Genomic DNA, 13,676 nt, shown 5'->3' on the forward strand with positions numbered 1-13,676 from the left:
GCTCACGCCGGGCGACCCTGCAACCATCGGCGTCGAGCTGGTGGTCGTGATGACGCGGGCAGTAACGGAGCCCTTCTCGTCATGGTCGTACTGGAAGACCCGGGCGAACAGGGTGTCGATCAGGCGGACCTCGATCTGGTACGTGTCCCGGGCCTTGATCCCGTGCTGCTCGGCCCACTCTCGCAGCGCCTCCACCCACCCCTCTGGCGGCCAGGGCTGCCAGTCGCGGACATCGATCACCACGACCGGAGGCATCTCGTCAGCCATGGCCGCCACCTGTGTCCAGCCATCGCAGGATGGGCAGGACGCTCGCGACGTGGAGGCCCTCGCCAGCCTCGATCCGGGAGATCGTGGCGATGGAGACACCGATCTGTTCAGCCGCTCGACTCTGGTTCAGACGGCGGGCGCGACGGGTCTCACGCACCAGCAGCGGCAGCTCGGTCAGCACCTCGGCCAGCTCGCTGTAGGAGGTCGGTTCATCGGTCATCGGCGTCCTCCACCAGGTGGACCTCGGCGATCCGGTAGGTCTCACGGAGAGCGTGCGCGCGGGCGGTCATCTCCAGGTTGTGCCGCTCGTACCGGGCGCCGACGAGATCACTGTGGATCTCACCGTGCGGGTTGCAGTCGGGCCACGTCGAGTCGGGCGGGTACTCCACGACGACGTAGCCGAGCAGGTCAGCCACCGGAGGCCACCTCCTCGACGGCGTGCTCCAGCTCGGCGAGGCGCTTCTCCGCCTGGTCGGCCACCGTGCGCAGGTCGGCGATGACGGCGCGGGCCAGGTCCAGGGCGTCGCCCGCGTCGGCCGGCGACGGCTGGCCGACGGCCGATGCCGTCCCGTCGAAGCGGAATCCGACGCCTCGCACGGTCGTGATGTAGTACGGCCGGGCGGGGTCGTCGCCCAGCTTGCGGCGCAGCCACGAGATGTGCATGTCCAGGGTCTTGCTCGACCCCCACCACTCGACTCCCCACACCTCGTGCATGATCCGGTCGCGGGTGACCACCTTCCCGGCGTCGCGGATCAGGACGCGCAGCAGGTCGAACTCCTTGGCCGTCAGGTGGAGTTCCCTGTCGCCCTGCCAGGCCCGGCGGGCGTACGGGTCGATACGCAGGTCAGTCATCCGTCTCCTCTTTCTTCTGTTCGTGGTTCACGCATCCGGGCCACCAGGCGCGGCAGTCGGTCGCGGCGCTGTGGCTCACCCGGGCGCCATCGGCGACGGTGCACTTCGGGTGGCGGTCGTTGTGGTGGCTGAACACCTGGCGGAAGGTGCAGTTGCCGCAGCGGCGACCGGGCGCCTGGAGGTCGCCGTACGGCGCGGCCTCGGGGTGGACGCGCAGCTTGCCCGCCACGGCCGACAGTGGGTGGATGCCTGCGGCGAGCATGGCGGCCTGCCTCCGGGTCCGGCGTACTGTCTGTGACTCCGGCGGTTGCTCGGGCTCGGGAGGGTCGGGTGCGCCGAACAGCACCAGGCCCTCAGCCATCGCGGCCGACCAGGCGCAGGCCGGACGGTTCCCCGCCGGAGTCATACGGCACCCGGTCTACCGTGACGATCGGCTGCACCTGGCACCACAACGCCCGCACGCCCTGACCGTCCGGGCCACTGCCGAGCGCCTGGTGGGCCTGGTCGGCGAGCAGCGCGGCGGCCTCCATCGCCTCGGCGTCGTTCACCGGCTCCTCGTCGAGCACCGGAGCGCCGAGGAGCCAAGACAGCAGCCGGAGCAGGTCGCGCGCCTCGGCGGTGTTCACGGCCCGTTCCGCAGGTCGGTCTGGACGTAGCCGGGCATGGTCTCGGCTACCTGCTGGAGCGTTTGACGGGCGTCGGCCGTGGCCAGAACCTCGTCAAACGGCGGGCCAAGCTGCGCGGCCAGGTGTTCGGCGCAGTGCTCGCATGTCAGCCAGAGGCGGGAGACCATGCTGCCGTCGGCCTGCCGGATCGCGATCGTCAGGGACGCGGTCCCGTGGTGGCCGTGGCCGCTCACGGCAGCCTCGGCATCGGCAAGCCGTGCAGCGTGGCCCTGGTGGTCGCGGCCACCTCGCGTAGCCCATGGATGAAGCTGCCTCCGATGGGCGTGCGAGCCGGGTCCGGGTAGTAGTGCTGCTCAACCTTCCCGGTGTCGCGCCGCTTGCTCCCTGCCCACAGACGGCCGTGGATGTCCACGAGGTAGACGCCCAGGATCTCGACGGCGTCGGGTCGCTGGTGGAAGCAGCGCTCCACCCGGTCCCGCAGATACCGCGCGTTCTCCTCAGCCGTGGCCTTGTCCGGGTCGTGCATGACGGCGTGCGCCTCGAACCGCAGGCTGAAAGCGCACAAGGTGCTCTCGCCCTTCTCCTGCTGTTTGCGGGTCTCGCCCTCGACGACATCGGTCATCAAGCCGGGGTAGGCGTTCGGCGGCACGCTCGGGACGATCGCGGCCAGGGTGCCGATGGTGAGCTGCTCGCCGTCCCAGTGCAGCGTTCTGAACTCGTGCAAGGCATCCCACTCGGTGTGCTCAGCGACCTGACGGGCGACCTCGGCGGCGAACACGGACGGGTCGATCACGACTCCTCCTCGGGGGCGTTGTTCAGCAGCGCGGCCAGGCCCTGGGCGACGGTGTCCAGCTCGTGCTGCATCTCCGAGACCGTGAGACCGGTCAAGGAATTGACCCGGGCGGCGTAGGCCACCCAGTGGCGCAGGCCCGCGCGGAGCCGGGCCACCTCGACCTCGTGCAGCAGCCCGCCGATGTGCTTCATCGTGGACTCGGTGAGAACGAGCTGGCCGTCGTCGTCGAGCGTCCCGGCGGCGGTGCGCTGGAGGAACAGCGCCCGCTGGGCTTCTCTTACGAAACCCTCCTGATCGCGGTTCGGAACCTCCATGTGCGCGATCCGGACCTTCACCGAGGGCTCCTTGTCCGCCTCGGGCGCAGGCTGTACGCGCTCGACGTGCACCAGCTCGACGATGGCCATCACCCGGCAGCCGGGCCGGTCGTAGATCGGCCTGACGTGCGGCTCGATCGCCGCGGCAGCGGCCGATCCGACCTTGGAGTCGAACTTGAGCGAGGTGGTCATGCGTTCCCCCAGATGCGGATGACGGCGCCGGGCTCGCCCAGCGCGTGCTCGTGGACGTACGGGAAGGTCTTGATCAGGCGGCCGTCGATCACCTGGGAGTCGTCGAGGTAGACGACTCCGGTCAGGGCGTCGCCGATCGCGCGGGCGTAGTGGTCCCAGTCCGAGGAGGACCGGGTGATCGGCCAGGTGCCGGTCACGGTCTTCGGCTTGGTCACGGTGACGACGGTCTCCAGGCGGACCGGACCGAGCAGCTCGGCGTGCTCCTTCGGCCCGACGGAGCAGAAGATGCACGGCTGCTTGCCGGTGGCGACCCATTCGTGACGGCCGAGGGCGTCGAGGGCGGCCCTGCGGACTCGCTCGCGCCAGTCGCGCAGCTCGGAGCCGTTGGCGTGGTAGCTCTTGCCGTGCTTGCCGGTGCGCAGGTTGCCCTGCCCGGCCGGGGTGCCCTTCACGGTGAGGATCAGCAGCGGGGCCGTCATGACGTCGCCGATCCCAGCCGGGCCAGCATCGCAGCGGCCGTACCGGGGGTGACCAGTTCGGCCGCCGCGATGCCGGTCAGCAGCGCAGCCAGGGCCTCGCCGCTGTGGCGGCCGGGCCACTGCACAGCGTCGCCGAGGTGGCCAGCCTCCTTGCCGCAGCGGGCCGCCATCGCGGCGAGTTGCTCCGGGGTGTGGTCGTGCTGGCGCAGCTCCGCCACGGCCAGAGGCAGCAGGGCCTCCAGATGGATGCGCAGCGCGTCGAGAGCTTCGCTCATGCTCCCGCCTCCACGGCCTCGGTCGGGACGTGCTGCTGACGGCGATGCCACAGCCGGTGCAGGCGAGCGTCCTCAGTGGCGTCGGCCTTGTGAACGCGCGGCTCGCCTTTCCAGCGCTTGCCGTGCAGAGCGGTGCAGTCTTCGGTCCGGCATACGGCTTGAGCCCAGCCACCGACCACCAGCTCGACGGCGACGATCACGCAGAACATCAGGCACTCCTTCCGGGAGCGGTGGTTTTGGGGACGTAGCGGGTACAGCCGGTGTCCGCGCATCCCGTGCGGCGTCCGGCGTCGAGCTGGTGGGCGATGACGGCAGCTCCGCACACACACGGCGGGCGGCCATCGAGGGCGGCCCGGCGCGCGGCGTACTCGGCGCGGCCGGAGCCGTCTCCGTTGTCGGCGGCTCGCTCGGGCGTCTGGAGCGCCTGAACCCGGCGCCAGCCGTGACCCCGGACGATGGCTACCAGGTCAACGGCCAGTGACTCCGGGGCGGTGCCCGCGGCCTCACGCAGACGCCGGGTGAAGACGCGGACCAGGCGGCGGGTGTCGGTCTCGAAGGGGTCGCTGCTCACGGCTTGCTCCCGTCGATGAGCACGGCCTGCCTCTGGCCGTTCACCTCGGTCCACTCCGCCAGCCCGGCGGCGACGAGGCGGGCGTCGTGCGCGGGCACGGTGGTGAGCGGTCCGCCGAAGGCGTCCACGCACCGGGCGCCCGGTACGGCGCCGCAGCGCGGGCAGGCCATCGGGGCGACAGCGACGCGCAGTTCGCGGTGTGGATCCGCGCGTTCGGCCAAGTATTCGGCGTTCGGTGGGGTCGGAGCGGATCGTCCGAGGGCATGCTGAACGCTCCGCCCCCCGGCGATCTGGTCGATGGCCGCACGCAGTCCGGCGCGGTAATTCTCCGCTGGTGGTGCGGGGACGGGCTGGCGGGCGAGCCGCTCCTCACGGACCGCCTTGACGCGCTTGCGCACATCAGCGGGCATGATCCACTCGCGGTTGTCGCGGTAGTGCGCCACGACGGCGTCCCGGGCGTCGGCGAAGTCCAGATCGCCGACGGCGGCATGCCAGGCCATGACATCGGCTCGGCCCACGGTGCGCCGATCGAAGCTGGCGGCCAGACTGAGCAGGTCGATGGTCTCTTCAGGAGTCATGGAGGATCTCTCCTCGGGTGATCGGGTTTTGCCTGCCCAGGTCGGCTTTCAGGGCTTGGGCCTGGGCGACACGCTCATCGGTGGTCGAGCGCAGTGAGGTACGCGGGTGAGGGCGCCGGGCGGCCAGGCGGAGCTGGTCGTAGCGCTCACGGAGCTTGGGCATCGACAGGACGTTGCCGCGCCAGAACTCATCGGCCTGGCACCAGTCGATGCAGGCGATGACCTGGTCAACGGTGCGACCATCCTTGTCGAGCAGCAGCCGGGCGGCGTCTCGCCATCGTCTGGTGACGGACGGCCGCTTGCTGCCGTTGGCCTCGATGCGGTCGGCGAGGTAGGCGCAGATCCGCTCGACGTCAGCACGAACCTCATCGCCGCCGTCGTGCGACTCCGTCGCCGACGAAGAAGAAGTACGAAGTACTTCTTCACTGGGAATGGGACTGGGAATGGGAGGAGCGGGACTCCCGTGAGACTCCCCGGGGGATTCCCCCTGAGTGTCCCCGGGGGACATCTGCCCCTCTACCTGCGGGTCTTCTCCGGCGCTCTCCTTTCTGGTGCGTTGCTTGGCCTTCTTGGTCCGCCACTCTTCGCGCTTCTTCAACCGGGCCTCGCGCGACTCCTGATACGTGGCCCAGTCGTGGAAGCGGTATCCGCCCCGGGCTCGTCTCCACAACCCGACGGCGACCAGCTTGGGAGCCAGTTCCCTCGCGCCTTCGGCCAAGCGCGGCAAGGCATGGTCGGGCACAAACCCATCCGTGAGGTTTGCGCAAGACCAGGCCCCAGCGATGACCCACAGCCCGAGGGCAGCCGGATCCGCCGCCATCACCTTGGGATGGGAGTGGAACCCGTCGTCTACTGCGAACCACGTCATGTGCAGGCCGCCGTACCTGTGGCAGCCCACGAACACAAGATCATGAACGTTCCCCCGTACTCCCAGCACCTCAAGCCCCACGTCGTTCGCCTTCCACCCGAGCGCCCTTGGCGCTGTTGCAGGAGCGGCAGAGCGTCTGGAGGTTGTCCGGCTCGTCGCTGCCTCCGCGCGAGTACGGGTGAACGTGGTCAAGAGACAGATCGGTCGTCGCTCCGCAGCGCAGGCAGGCGTGCCCGTCGCGCTCATAGACCAGGGCTCGCACGGAGTCCGGGATGTGCGGTCGCGCGGCGAAACGGGTAAAGCGAGTGCGATCGACGATTGAGGCGATCAGCACCGGACCACCGCCGTAACAGGAACGGCCCAGCGGCTCGACGGTGATCTCACCAAGGCGGACCAACTCATCCCGCCAGAGCGCCACGGTGCTCGCGGGAACCTCTCCCCACTGCCACCAGAACAGCCGCTTGAGGAGATATTCGTCGGCGAAGTACCGACCATGGTTGTCGGCTCCGTGAACCAGGGCCGCGAGCAGGCCGGCCGCGTCCGTCACCAGCTCGGATCGCTCATCTGGGAACTCCATCGCGCTCAGGCGCGCGACCAGCTTGTATGGGTCGGTCATCCCGCCGCCTTGGCCTGCCGGTTGAGCAGCCTGCGGCGCTGGCCGGGGGTGAGACCGCCCCACATGCCGTATCGCTCGTCTCTGTCGAGCGCGTAGGCACGGCACTCCGGCCAGACCGGGCAGCGGGCACACACCTGCCGGGCGGCGGCGTAGGCCCTGGTCTCGGCCCCTTCTCCGCCCCGCGTATCAGTGCTGGGGAAGAAGATCTCGGGATCGACCGACTGGCAGTCAGCCCGGTCTCGCCAGTTCTCGACGCGCGGGGTGTCGATCCCCCACGCGCCGTACCGGTCACGCAGCCTCATCACGTCCTCCTCGGCGTCGAGAGGGAGAGCCGCCGCGGCCCCCGCGTTCCACGGCGGCTCTCCGGCCCGGCCGGACGGCGTCGCGCACGCCGTCCGGCCGGGGCTTAGGTCCAGGCCCGGGGCTCCCCAACCCCGGGCCTGGACGGGTGCCCGTTCCGCCCCCACCCCCCAGAGGGGGCGGAACGGGCATGGCCCGGCGGTGGTGGCGCGTCCACCGCCGGGCCTCGCCACGGCCGGAGCTGGGCTCAGACGGCAGCGTGGCGAGTCTGGAAGTCATGACGACCGCCGCCCGAAGATGCCGAACAGGCCACGCCGTATGGGCGCGACGCTCTCGGTCTTGGGGACCTGCGCGGGCTGTTCCACGGGCAGCGTCACGGCTGGCGGTTCAGGCGCTGGCCGTACGGGCTGCTCCGTGACCGGCCTCGTCTCGCCTCTCGGCCAGTAGCGATCCGGCTCCAGGTCGGCGGCCAGGTGCAGCAGCTTCAACGTGATGTCGGTCGGTCGCTCCCGGGCGAGCATCCGCAGTTGAGCGGCGAGGCTACGTCGGTTCATAGCGTCCGCCTCCCTCCGGGAAGGAGTGGATGGTCAGGGCGGGCACTGGACAGGTGCGGATCCACTCGATGGCGGCGCGGATGTCGTCGGCTACCTCTCCCGCCTGCCCGGCGAGAGCGGCATGGATGTCTCGGTGGATGCCGAGCAGGCCCTGGACCTGGTGGTCGACGAGGTCGCACATCTCGATGCCGGGAGGTGGGTCCCAGCCAGTGAGGACGACCGGCCCGGCGTATGGCTGCTCAGCAGCACCGAGCGTCATGAGCACGAGCGAGCCGACGAGGTTACGCGGGTAGCGGTCGGGCAGAGACAGGCCGCAGTCGTTGACCCAGCCGCAGAACAGCTTGGGCGTCACGATCGGCGAGATGTTCACCCGGGCCGGTCCCTCGGGGCCGACGTCGGCCCGAACGGCGGGCCACTCCGCGTCCTTGATGTGCAGCTCGCCATCGGTGGTGATCAGGGCGTACTTCATGCCGCATCTCCTGTCGGGCGCGGCAGAATCCGCACCGTGCTGGTCGGGCCGACGGTCATCCCCCAGGTGCCTGCGCACGCCACACGGGTGCCCTCGCCCAACTCCGCCCGGAGGCTGCCGGTGTAGGGCTCGAAGCGGTCGATCCGGTGGTGGTCGCCGAGGAACACGATCACGTCACCGATCTCCAGGTCGGCCCCCTCGATGGGGACGCCGATCTCCGGCCGGTCAGGGAGTTGAGGCGGGGGTGGCACCGGAAGCAGCACCGGAGTGGCCGCCGTAGCCGCGTCGAGTTCCTCGGCCGCTTTCCTGCGGGAGGTCCGCTGCGGCTTGGCCCGTTCGGGACGCTCTCCTCGGCGTGCGGCGGCCCGGTCATCGCGCAACGCCTTCTTGCAGGCGTCGCACGCCGGGATCTGCCGGTAGCGGTGCTGCTTGTAACCCCTGACGGTGCCGTGCTCGATGCCCTCGGCCTGGCCGATGACGCTCACGACGCAGCCCCCGGGCACTCGTCCTCGAAGTGCTGACCGACGGCCTGGCACCGCTCGCACACATAGTCCGGCGCGGGCCTGGCGGGCTCCTCGGCCGTCTGGCCGGGCGGTACGTCGGCCGGTGTCTCGGGCTCCTCGCTCTCTCCGACGACCTCACCCTCGAAATCGAAGTCGGGCAGCTCGCTCTCGCCCGCCTCGTTCTCCCGGGACAGCAGCTCGACCAGCTCCGGGCTCTGCGGCACCCAGTCGGCCAGCCTCCGAACTGCCGACTTGCGCCACATCGCGTCGAACTCGGTATGCCAGGTGGAGTTGAACCACCCCTTGGCGGGGTTGAGGGCGAAGTCCTCGGGGTCCTCGCGGCGGTGCTGCTCGGCCAGGGCGTACGCCTTGCTGTAGCGGTCGCGGATCTCCACGGCCTGCCAGCGGTTCAGCGTCACGATCTTCGACCGGCCGCCGCCCTTGATCTCCGCGTAGGCGTAGACCAGCAGGATCGGGCCGCGCTCCTCGGCCGGGGCCAACAGGTCGGGCTCATGCCAGAACCCGCCGCCGTCACCGATCCGGTAGCTCCACTCGTCGTTCTCATGGATGAACTCCGCCGTCACGTTCGTGACCTGGCCGGAGCGATACATCAGCTCCACCAGGCCCTGCCACTGGGCGATGAACGTGGCCTGCTTGCCGTAGGGCACGATGGCGGCCTGCTTGGTGCCGGGCTCCAGCCCCAGCCGCGCCGACTCCAGCAGCGCGGCCAGCAGGCTCTCCGGTGTGCAGTCCAGCAGCTTCGGCGTCTTCTGCACGGCCGTCAGCGCCACGCGCAGGAAGCGGTCCACGGTGACGTGACGGGGCAGCGCCATCTCGAACTGCGGCTTCATCTTCTCGAAGAGCTGGCGGACGTCGCGGACCTTCGCCTTGACGACCAGTTCCTTGTTCGCCTGCCGGTTGCCGGTCGCGCGCTGGGCGACCCGGCCTCTGAGGTTGGTGGTCATGATGATCCCCCGGGGGTACGAAACACGCGGGCGCGATGCCGCGCGTAGACGTCGGGCTTCTCGGCGGCCAGGCGCTCGCGGTCGATGGCCTCGACGCGGTGGACGTACTCAGCGGCCAGCTCCGGCTCGGCCTCGCGGAAGCGGGCGGAGGCGAAGTTGCCGTTGCGGCGCCAGGAGTACAGCTCCCGCCCCGGGGCCAGCGCGACCTCGGCGACCTCGTTGGGGCCGAGCTTGGCCTTCAGCCGGTTCTCGATCCGGCCGAGGTCGCGCTTCAGCTCCTTGCGCTGCTCCTTGATCGCCTCACGCTCGGCAAGGAGGACGTCGATCTCGGCGGCCTCGGCCCCTGCGAAGAACTTCACCGCGTCGGGCTTCACGTCCCACAGGTGACCGAGCAGTTCGTCCGTGCTCTCCAGGTCGCCGGGGTCCGGTTCGACTCCGGCGAGCACGTGCCGCTCCCAGAACTCGGTGACCAGCGTGACGAGGTGGCCGATCAGCTCCTCGTCGCGCTCCAGCCGGAACCACGTCAGGTCGTCGTCGATCAGGCCCGCGACGTAAGCGCGCGGGTAGCCGGTGACGGCCAGGTACCAATACGCCTGGAGAGCCGGGCCGTCCGGCGGCTCCTCGCCGCGCCAGTCCTCCCGGCGGGCCGAGCGCCAGGTGCGGCTCTTGCACTCCAGGACGGCCGTGGCGTCGGGGTATCCGGGGCCGAGCGGGATGTCCGTGTGCGGCTCCAACCAGGTGGCCAGGGTGGTGGACTCGACCACCAGGCGGTCGCAGTTGGCGAGCATCCACGGCCGGTCGGCGTGCTGGAGCGTTCCCGGCGACTGGAGAACCCCGTGGCCGGACTCCTCCTCGAACAGCTCGGCCACGAGCCCTTCCAGCCGGTGACCGCGCCGAGCGGCCCTGTCCAGGCGCGGGACACGGCGCTCGGCCAACTCCCCGCGCTTGTCCAGGTAGACATGCAGCGGTCCTCGATCACGGTCCATGCCGAGGATCGCCGCCACGTCGCTCCCACCGACGCCAGCCCGGCGGACCTCCAGCCACTCCTCACGAGACAGGCCAGCGGGAGCGAGCAGGCGCGCGGTAGGCGTGATCAGATCGCTCACGATGTGCTCACCAGGTGATCCCCGGCCAGCAGGCCAATGGCGACGTACGTGCCCGGCTCGACCGGGGCGGACTCCATACGGATGAGGCCGCCGAGGTGGGAGGCCGCCCGGAGGGTGATCCAGCCGACCAAGCCCGGCTCGACGTCGGGAAACTCAGCGCGCAGTTCCTCACCGATGTACGCGGCGAGGTCCTGCAACGCGGTACGGCTCTCCTCGGGCAGCTCCTGGAAGAGGTCCAGCGCTTCCCGAGTCTGGTCGGCCCAGCCGGGCCACAGCGGGCTGTAGCTCATCACCGGCCGCCCTTCGCCAGGGCGCGACGCAGGCGGCGGGCGCGGCGGCCGACCCGGCGGGCCAGCAGCAGCCCGCGCTCGGCGAGCGTCTGCCGGATGCGCCGCTCGGTCCGGGCACCGCCGGTCCGCAGCGGCGCCACCCAGGCGGCCGGGTCCTTCTCCTGCCAGACCTCGGCCCACTCGGCGAGATCATCGCGCGTATGACGGCCCATCACTGACCGCCCCTGTGACCCCGGCGGTGCGTCTCCGGGGTCTGCATGAAGGCGGCCACCTTGGCGTCCAACTCCGCATCCTCACTGGGCGCGGGCTCGGCGGCCGGGGTCGGCTGGGCGGTCGCGGTCTGCTCGGCCGCCGTCAGCACCTCCTCCAGTGCCGCGAGGTCCTTGTCCCAGAAGTCGGCCTGAGCGGCGATCGTCCGGGCGAGGACCCGCGCGCCCCGGATGCGGGTGAGGTCGCCGCTCGGGATCTGCACCCGCAGGGGACCGAAGTCGAAGCTGCTCCAGCCGTCGTCACTCAAGGTCTTGCGGATCTGCTCCGGCGCGACCTGGACATAGATATGGCCGGTCAGGGGGAGGTTCATCACCCCTCCTCGGGGGTCGTGGTGGTGGGGATCGGCTCGCCGCGCTCGGCAAGGACCTGCTCGATCGCGGCCTTGAGCGGCGGCCAGGGGTGGCCGAACCGCTCGCCCCGGGCGTAGGTGTCACGGAGGTAGTCGGTGCTGTGGCGCCGGGCCTCGACCAGCAGGGCCTCGGTGAGAACGTCGGGCTCCGGCTCGACGCGCACGGCCGTACCGGTGAGGTGATCGGCGATGCGCCGCAGGTCCCGGGCGATGGAGACGGTGGCCAGCCGCCGAGCCTGCTCGGCGGCAGCGACCACACGAGCGGGGAAGCCGCGAATCGCCGCCTCCATCGGGTCGCGGGTGGTCTGCTGAGCCAGGCCCCGGACGGCGGCCACGAGGTTGTTCGCTATCTCCAGCGGGTCGTCCGGGATCTGGGTCTCCGGCGGGGTCTCGGTCATCGCGTCGCCTCCGCCATGTCCAGTAGGGCGGCCAGCTCGGCGCTGCTCATCCCGACGACGCGGGTCTCCCACCCGGCGGCGTGGATCGCGTCGGCCAGGACCGCGCGCTCCCCGGCGAGGGCTTGCCAGGGCTGACCGGGGTCGTGGCGGAAAGACAGGTAGGTCGGCCGGTGTGCGTGGTCGTACGGCGTGACCAGCGCAACCGCCTCGGCTCGGCCGGTCATCAGGTGGCCGATATGAGCGAGCTGGTAGGCGGCGTACTCACCGAGCACGGTCCGGCAGGCGGGCAGGAGGATCACGGCAGGACCTCCAGGCGTGGGGTCGTGATGTGCCGGGCGGCCCACGCGGTCAGGGCCTCGCGGGTGCGCTGCGCGATGGCGCACAGCTCGTCGATCGCGGCCTGCGACAGGCCAGGCGGGAGTGCGTCGGGGTCCACGGTCGCGAACCCGGCGGAAGGGATCTCCAGGAAGATCAGCCCACCGGGCGTCGCGGCCGTGATGACCGGTCCGGCGGCCGAGGTCGTCGGCGCCGAGGAGGGGAGGATGGAGAGGGTTCCCATCACCGCCCCCGTCCCCGGCTGTGGAACTCTCGGATGCGGATCTTCTGGAGCCAGCGGGGCCGCACCCAGCAGCCGGGCCGGTCGTCCCAGCGGACCCAGACCACGCCGGGGTCGGACCCGTTGAGCAGCAGGTGAGCCGTCGGGCGGGCGCGGCGGTCGCGGGCGATCGGGTCGCCCAGCGGACAGGCGGTGATCTCACCGGTCGCGCCGGAGTCCCGGTGCCGTACGGCGGTGCGTTCCGGCCAGATCAGGCGGAGGTCGTCGAGGCGGCCCATCGCTACTGGCCCGCGTCCTGCGCGCCGATCTCCAGCAGCAGCCGGACCTCGGACTCGCGGTAACGGCGGTGACCGCCCAGCGTGCGGATGGACGACAACTTGCCCGCCTTCGCCCACCGGGTGACGGTCTTGGGGTCAACCCGGAACATGGTCGCGACCTCGGCCGGGGTCAGCAGGGATTCGATCTGGACGCCAGGGGCCGGAGGCTGCGTCGGGCGCTCGGGCGCTGCGGGGGGTTCGGTCGTGATGACGGTTCCACTGTCATCGGTGATCTTGAAGCCTTGCACGGGGGTCTCCTTCGAGGAGTGATCTAGGACTCGCCGTCCTGCGGCGCGAGAAGGTCGTCGATCTCCACTTCCAGCGCCAAAGCCATGGCCTTGAGCAGGCCCGGCATCGGCCGAGTGCGTGCGTTCTCCAGCTGGGAGATCCGCGACTGATGCACATCGACGATCCGAGCGAACTCGGTCTGCGACCACCCACGCCGCTCACGCAGTTCTCGGAGCCGCTTGCCGGAGAAGGGAAGAGAGAGAACCTGACCCATGGACCAAGGTTACGGCTCATTAAGGCTCACGGCTAGTCGTCATGGCTAACCAAAAGGTTAGAGCCTTGTTCGCGAACTGGACAGTTCATCAGCGCTAATGTTGGCTAATGACAGCTCTCGGACACATGACGAAAGGCGAGGACATGGAGCCCGAGGACGACGCCCGGCAGCGCCTGGCGGAAGCGATGGACGACCGCCGCCAGGACCTGCGGCTGAAATGGCAGGACGTGGCCGCGAAAGCCAACATCTCCGTGCCCACCCTCAAGCGCATCCGCAGCGGCCCCGGCCTCATCACCGACTGGGCCGCGCGAGGGCTGGAGAAAGCACTGGAGTGGCCACAAGGGGAAGTGGCCCGCATCTTGGCCGCCGACGAGACATCGGCCGAACACGCCGAGGAGGCCCCCCGCTACTCCGACCCCGGTCTCCAGGCGATCTGGGAAGCACCCGGCCTGACCGAGACTGAACGACAGGCGGCCATCACGCTCATCGAGGCGATGCGGTCCGTCTCCCAAGCTCCCCAGGCTCAAGGAAGAGGCTGGGGAGACCAGCGCGCCAACCGCGCCGGGTGACCATAGTCGCTAGCTATATAACGATCAGATCTCGGACCGTATGAATTTTCACCAGAGGGGGAATACCCGCCCTCTGGCGCCTGGGAATGCCGCAACT

General features: G+C 70.2%; 30 protein-coding genes and 1 pseudogene. 1 reads left to right on the forward strand and 30 read right to left on the reverse strand.

From position 1 onward, the window contains the following. Window positions 1-259 precede the first annotated feature (259 nt). The 30 genes and pseudogenes from ABZ463_RS35600 to ABZ463_RS35745 form a co-directional block, all read right to left on the reverse strand. On the reverse strand, window positions 260-487 hold the full coding sequence (locus tag ABZ463_RS35600; protein WP_362783297.1) for a helix-turn-helix transcriptional regulator: 228 nt from the start codon (window positions 485-487) through the stop codon (window positions 260-262). Continuing rightward, on the reverse strand, window positions 477-683 hold the full coding sequence (locus tag ABZ463_RS35605) for a hypothetical protein (RefSeq protein ID WP_362783300.1): 207 nt from the start codon (window positions 681-683) through the stop codon (window positions 477-479). Before ABZ463_RS35605 ends, ABZ463_RS35600 begins: the two co-directional genes overlap by 11 nt. Window positions 684-831: 148 nt before the next feature. Continuing rightward, window positions 832-1,110: pseudogene (locus tag ABZ463_RS35610) on the reverse strand (winged helix-turn-helix domain-containing protein); the annotation flags it as partial. 1 nt (window position 1,111) lies between these two features. Continuing rightward, complete coding sequence (locus tag ABZ463_RS35615) at window positions 1,112-1,480, reverse strand: hypothetical protein (protein ID WP_362783303.1); 369 nt, start codon at window positions 1,478-1,480, stop codon at window positions 1,112-1,114. Next, window positions 1,473-1,745 (reverse strand): hypothetical protein, encoded by a 273-nt coding sequence (locus ABZ463_RS35620; protein WP_362783306.1) that lies wholly within the window; start codon window positions 1,743-1,745, stop codon window positions 1,473-1,475. Before ABZ463_RS35620 ends, ABZ463_RS35615 begins: the two co-directional genes overlap by 8 nt. Then, window positions 1,742-1,978 (reverse strand): hypothetical protein, encoded by a 237-nt coding sequence (locus ABZ463_RS35625; RefSeq protein WP_362783309.1) that lies wholly within the window; start codon window positions 1,976-1,978, stop codon window positions 1,742-1,744. The genes ABZ463_RS35620 and ABZ463_RS35625 overlap by 4 nt, the downstream gene beginning before the upstream one ends. Continuing rightward, window positions 1,975-2,538 (reverse strand): hypothetical protein, encoded by a 564-nt coding sequence (locus ABZ463_RS35630; protein ID WP_362783312.1) that lies wholly within the window; start codon window positions 2,536-2,538, stop codon window positions 1,975-1,977. The genes ABZ463_RS35625 and ABZ463_RS35630 overlap by 4 nt, the downstream gene beginning before the upstream one ends. Continuing rightward, window positions 2,535-3,044, reverse strand: coding sequence for a hypothetical protein (locus tag ABZ463_RS35635; protein WP_362783315.1), 510 nt, complete (start codon window positions 3,042-3,044; stop codon window positions 2,535-2,537). Before ABZ463_RS35635 ends, ABZ463_RS35630 begins: the two co-directional genes overlap by 4 nt. Next, window positions 3,041-3,523, reverse strand: coding sequence for a RusA family crossover junction endodeoxyribonuclease (locus tag ABZ463_RS35640; RefSeq protein WP_362783318.1), 483 nt, complete (start codon window positions 3,521-3,523; stop codon window positions 3,041-3,043). Before ABZ463_RS35640 ends, ABZ463_RS35635 begins: the two co-directional genes overlap by 4 nt. Further along, window positions 3,520-3,798 (reverse strand): hypothetical protein, encoded by a 279-nt coding sequence (locus tag ABZ463_RS35645; RefSeq protein ID WP_362783321.1) that lies wholly within the window; start codon window positions 3,796-3,798, stop codon window positions 3,520-3,522. Before ABZ463_RS35645 ends, ABZ463_RS35640 begins: the two co-directional genes overlap by 4 nt. Beyond that, window positions 3,795-4,007, reverse strand: coding sequence for a hypothetical protein (locus tag ABZ463_RS35650; protein WP_362783324.1), 213 nt, complete (start codon window positions 4,005-4,007; stop codon window positions 3,795-3,797). Before ABZ463_RS35650 ends, ABZ463_RS35645 begins: the two co-directional genes overlap by 4 nt. Next, entirely contained in the window at window positions 4,007-4,369 is a 363-nt protein-coding gene (locus ABZ463_RS35655) for a hypothetical protein (RefSeq protein ID WP_362783326.1), read from the reverse strand. The genes ABZ463_RS35650 and ABZ463_RS35655 overlap by 1 nt, the downstream gene beginning before the upstream one ends. Then, window positions 4,366-4,947 carry a hypothetical protein gene (locus ABZ463_RS35660; protein WP_362783329.1) on the reverse strand — a complete coding sequence of 194 codons (582 nt, stop codon included), beginning with the start codon at window positions 4,945-4,947 and terminating at the stop codon, window positions 4,366-4,368. The genes ABZ463_RS35655 and ABZ463_RS35660 overlap by 4 nt, the downstream gene beginning before the upstream one ends. Further along, window positions 4,937-5,896 (reverse strand): hypothetical protein, encoded by a 960-nt coding sequence (locus ABZ463_RS35665; RefSeq protein ID WP_362783332.1) that lies wholly within the window; start codon window positions 5,894-5,896, stop codon window positions 4,937-4,939. The genes ABZ463_RS35660 and ABZ463_RS35665 overlap by 11 nt, the downstream gene beginning before the upstream one ends. After that, window positions 5,886-6,431: an HNH endonuclease gene (locus ABZ463_RS35670; RefSeq protein WP_362783335.1), complete on the reverse strand. Its 546-nt coding sequence runs from the start codon at window positions 6,429-6,431 to the stop codon at window positions 5,886-5,888. The genes ABZ463_RS35665 and ABZ463_RS35670 overlap by 11 nt, the downstream gene beginning before the upstream one ends. Then, window positions 6,428-6,733, reverse strand: coding sequence for a WhiB family transcriptional regulator (locus ABZ463_RS35675; protein WP_362783338.1), 306 nt, complete (start codon window positions 6,731-6,733; stop codon window positions 6,428-6,430). The genes ABZ463_RS35670 and ABZ463_RS35675 overlap by 4 nt, the downstream gene beginning before the upstream one ends. A gap of 273 nt (window positions 6,734-7,006) precedes the next feature. Next, window positions 7,007-7,285, reverse strand: a complete 279-nt coding sequence (locus ABZ463_RS35680; protein WP_362783341.1) for a hypothetical protein — start codon at window positions 7,283-7,285, stop codon at window positions 7,007-7,009. After that, the gene (locus tag ABZ463_RS35685) at window positions 7,272-7,754 is read right to left on the reverse strand and encodes a hypothetical protein (RefSeq protein ID WP_362783343.1); all 483 of its coding nucleotides are present in this window, start codon (window positions 7,752-7,754) and stop codon (window positions 7,272-7,274) included. The genes ABZ463_RS35680 and ABZ463_RS35685 overlap by 14 nt, the downstream gene beginning before the upstream one ends. Next, window positions 7,751-8,239 carry a hypothetical protein gene (locus ABZ463_RS35690; protein WP_362783346.1) on the reverse strand — a complete coding sequence of 163 codons (489 nt, stop codon included), beginning with the start codon at window positions 8,237-8,239 and terminating at the stop codon, window positions 7,751-7,753. The genes ABZ463_RS35685 and ABZ463_RS35690 overlap by 4 nt, the downstream gene beginning before the upstream one ends. Beyond that, window positions 8,236-9,222, reverse strand: a complete 987-nt coding sequence (locus tag ABZ463_RS35695; RefSeq protein ID WP_362783349.1) for a recombinase RecT — start codon at window positions 9,220-9,222, stop codon at window positions 8,236-8,238. Before ABZ463_RS35695 ends, ABZ463_RS35690 begins: the two co-directional genes overlap by 4 nt. Next, window positions 9,219-10,328, reverse strand: a complete 1,110-nt coding sequence (locus ABZ463_RS35700; RefSeq protein WP_362783352.1) for a lambda-exonuclease family protein — start codon at window positions 10,326-10,328, stop codon at window positions 9,219-9,221. Before ABZ463_RS35700 ends, ABZ463_RS35695 begins: the two co-directional genes overlap by 4 nt. Beyond that, the gene (locus ABZ463_RS35705) at window positions 10,325-10,621 is read right to left on the reverse strand and encodes a hypothetical protein (protein ID WP_362783355.1); all 297 of its coding nucleotides are present in this window, start codon (window positions 10,619-10,621) and stop codon (window positions 10,325-10,327) included. The genes ABZ463_RS35700 and ABZ463_RS35705 overlap by 4 nt, the downstream gene beginning before the upstream one ends. Continuing rightward, complete coding sequence (locus ABZ463_RS35710; protein WP_362783358.1) at window positions 10,618-10,830, reverse strand: hypothetical protein; 213 nt, start codon at window positions 10,828-10,830, stop codon at window positions 10,618-10,620. Before ABZ463_RS35710 ends, ABZ463_RS35705 begins: the two co-directional genes overlap by 4 nt. After that, complete coding sequence (locus ABZ463_RS35715; RefSeq protein ID WP_362783361.1) at window positions 10,830-11,198, reverse strand: hypothetical protein; 369 nt, start codon at window positions 11,196-11,198, stop codon at window positions 10,830-10,832. The genes ABZ463_RS35710 and ABZ463_RS35715 overlap by 1 nt, the downstream gene beginning before the upstream one ends. After that, the gene (locus ABZ463_RS35720) at window positions 11,198-11,635 is read right to left on the reverse strand and encodes a hypothetical protein (RefSeq protein WP_362783364.1); all 438 of its coding nucleotides are present in this window, start codon (window positions 11,633-11,635) and stop codon (window positions 11,198-11,200) included. Before ABZ463_RS35720 ends, ABZ463_RS35715 begins: the two co-directional genes overlap by 1 nt. Further along, window positions 11,632-11,934 carry a hypothetical protein gene (locus ABZ463_RS35725; RefSeq protein WP_362783367.1) on the reverse strand — a complete coding sequence of 101 codons (303 nt, stop codon included), beginning with the start codon at window positions 11,932-11,934 and terminating at the stop codon, window positions 11,632-11,634. Before ABZ463_RS35725 ends, ABZ463_RS35720 begins: the two co-directional genes overlap by 4 nt. Beyond that, a complete protein-coding gene (locus ABZ463_RS35730) occupies window positions 11,931-12,194 on the reverse strand; it encodes a hypothetical protein (RefSeq protein ID WP_362783370.1) in 264 nt (87 codons plus the stop codon). Before ABZ463_RS35730 ends, ABZ463_RS35725 begins: the two co-directional genes overlap by 4 nt. Beyond that, complete coding sequence (locus tag ABZ463_RS35735; RefSeq protein ID WP_362783372.1) at window positions 12,194-12,469, reverse strand: hypothetical protein; 276 nt, start codon at window positions 12,467-12,469, stop codon at window positions 12,194-12,196. The genes ABZ463_RS35730 and ABZ463_RS35735 overlap by 1 nt, the downstream gene beginning before the upstream one ends. 2 nt (window positions 12,470-12,471) lie before the next feature. Beyond that, window positions 12,472-12,654 (reverse strand): BldC family transcriptional regulator, encoded by a 183-nt coding sequence (locus ABZ463_RS35740; protein ID WP_362783428.1) that lies wholly within the window; start codon window positions 12,652-12,654, stop codon window positions 12,472-12,474. A gap of 125 nt (window positions 12,655-12,779) precedes the next feature. After that, the gene (locus tag ABZ463_RS35745; RefSeq protein WP_362783375.1) at window positions 12,780-13,010 is read right to left on the reverse strand and encodes a helix-turn-helix transcriptional regulator; all 231 of its coding nucleotides are present in this window, start codon (window positions 13,008-13,010) and stop codon (window positions 12,780-12,782) included. A gap of 107 nt (window positions 13,011-13,117) precedes the next feature. Here ABZ463_RS35745 and ABZ463_RS35750 point away from each other — a divergent pair, with 107 nt between their 5' ends. Then, window positions 13,118-13,579, forward strand: coding sequence for a hypothetical protein (locus ABZ463_RS35750; RefSeq protein ID WP_362783378.1), 462 nt, complete (start codon window positions 13,118-13,120; stop codon window positions 13,577-13,579). Window positions 13,580-13,676: the final 97 nt, after the last annotated feature.

This window comes from Streptosporangium sp. NPDC020145, assembly GCF_040631275.1.
In the GTDB taxonomy this organism is placed as follows: domain Bacteria; phylum Actinomycetota; class Actinomycetes; order Streptosporangiales; family Streptosporangiaceae; genus Streptosporangium.

What these genes read in the sequence shown, in the direction of transcription:
- ABZ463_RS35685 (WP_362783343.1), bottom strand. Translation starts at nt 7,754, where the DNA reads ATGAAGTACGCCCTGATCACCACCGATGGCGAGCTGCACATCAAGGAC.
- ABZ463_RS35675 (WP_362783338.1), bottom strand. Translation starts at nt 6,733, where the DNA reads ATGAGGCTGCGTGACCGGTACGGCGCGTGGGGGATCGACACCCCGCGC.
- ABZ463_RS35600 (WP_362783297.1), bottom strand. Translation starts at nt 487, where the DNA reads ATGACCGATGAACCGACCTCCTACAGCGAGCTGGCCGAGGTGCTGACC.
- ABZ463_RS35735 (WP_362783372.1), bottom strand. Translation starts at nt 12,469, where the DNA reads ATGGGCCGCCTCGACGACCTCCGCCTGATCTGGCCGGAACGCACCGCC.
- ABZ463_RS35645 (WP_362783321.1), bottom strand. Translation starts at nt 3,798, where the DNA reads ATGAGCGAAGCTCTCGACGCGCTGCGCATCCATCTGGAGGCCCTGCTG.
- ABZ463_RS35650 (WP_362783324.1), bottom strand. Translation starts at nt 4,007, where the DNA reads ATGTTCTGCGTGATCGTCGCCGTCGAGCTGGTGGTCGGTGGCTGGGCT.
- ABZ463_RS35730 (WP_362783370.1), bottom strand. Translation starts at nt 12,194, where the DNA reads ATGGGAACCCTCTCCATCCTCCCCTCCTCGGCGCCGACGACCTCGGCC.
- ABZ463_RS35715 (WP_362783361.1), bottom strand. Translation starts at nt 11,198, where the DNA reads ATGAACCTCCCCCTGACCGGCCATATCTATGTCCAGGTCGCGCCGGAG.
- ABZ463_RS35710 (WP_362783358.1), bottom strand. Translation starts at nt 10,830, where the DNA reads ATGGGCCGTCATACGCGCGATGATCTCGCCGAGTGGGCCGAGGTCTGG.
- ABZ463_RS35745 (WP_362783375.1), bottom strand. Translation starts at nt 13,010, where the DNA reads ATGGGTCAGGTTCTCTCTCTTCCCTTCTCCGGCAAGCGGCTCCGAGAA.
- ABZ463_RS35680 (WP_362783341.1), bottom strand. Translation starts at nt 7,285, where the DNA reads ATGAACCGACGTAGCCTCGCCGCTCAACTGCGGATGCTCGCCCGGGAG.
- ABZ463_RS35750 (WP_362783378.1), top strand. Translation starts at nt 13,118, where the DNA reads ATGACAGCTCTCGGACACATGACGAAAGGCGAGGACATGGAGCCCGAG.
- ABZ463_RS35720 (WP_362783364.1), bottom strand. Translation starts at nt 11,635, where the DNA reads ATGACCGAGACCCCGCCGGAGACCCAGATCCCGGACGACCCGCTGGAG.
- ABZ463_RS35635 (WP_362783315.1), bottom strand. Translation starts at nt 3,044, where the DNA reads ATGACCACCTCGCTCAAGTTCGACTCCAAGGTCGGATCGGCCGCTGCC.
- ABZ463_RS35695 (WP_362783349.1), bottom strand. Translation starts at nt 9,222, where the DNA reads ATGACCACCAACCTCAGAGGCCGGGTCGCCCAGCGCGCGACCGGCAAC.
- ABZ463_RS35615 (WP_362783303.1), bottom strand. Translation starts at nt 1,480, where the DNA reads ATGGCTGAGGGCCTGGTGCTGTTCGGCGCACCCGACCCTCCCGAGCCC.
- ABZ463_RS35640 (WP_362783318.1), bottom strand. Translation starts at nt 3,523, where the DNA reads ATGACGGCCCCGCTGCTGATCCTCACCGTGAAGGGCACCCCGGCCGGG.
- ABZ463_RS35670 (WP_362783335.1), bottom strand. Translation starts at nt 6,431, where the DNA reads ATGACCGACCCATACAAGCTGGTCGCGCGCCTGAGCGCGATGGAGTTC.
- ABZ463_RS35660 (WP_362783329.1), bottom strand. Translation starts at nt 4,947, where the DNA reads ATGACTCCTGAAGAGACCATCGACCTGCTCAGTCTGGCCGCCAGCTTC.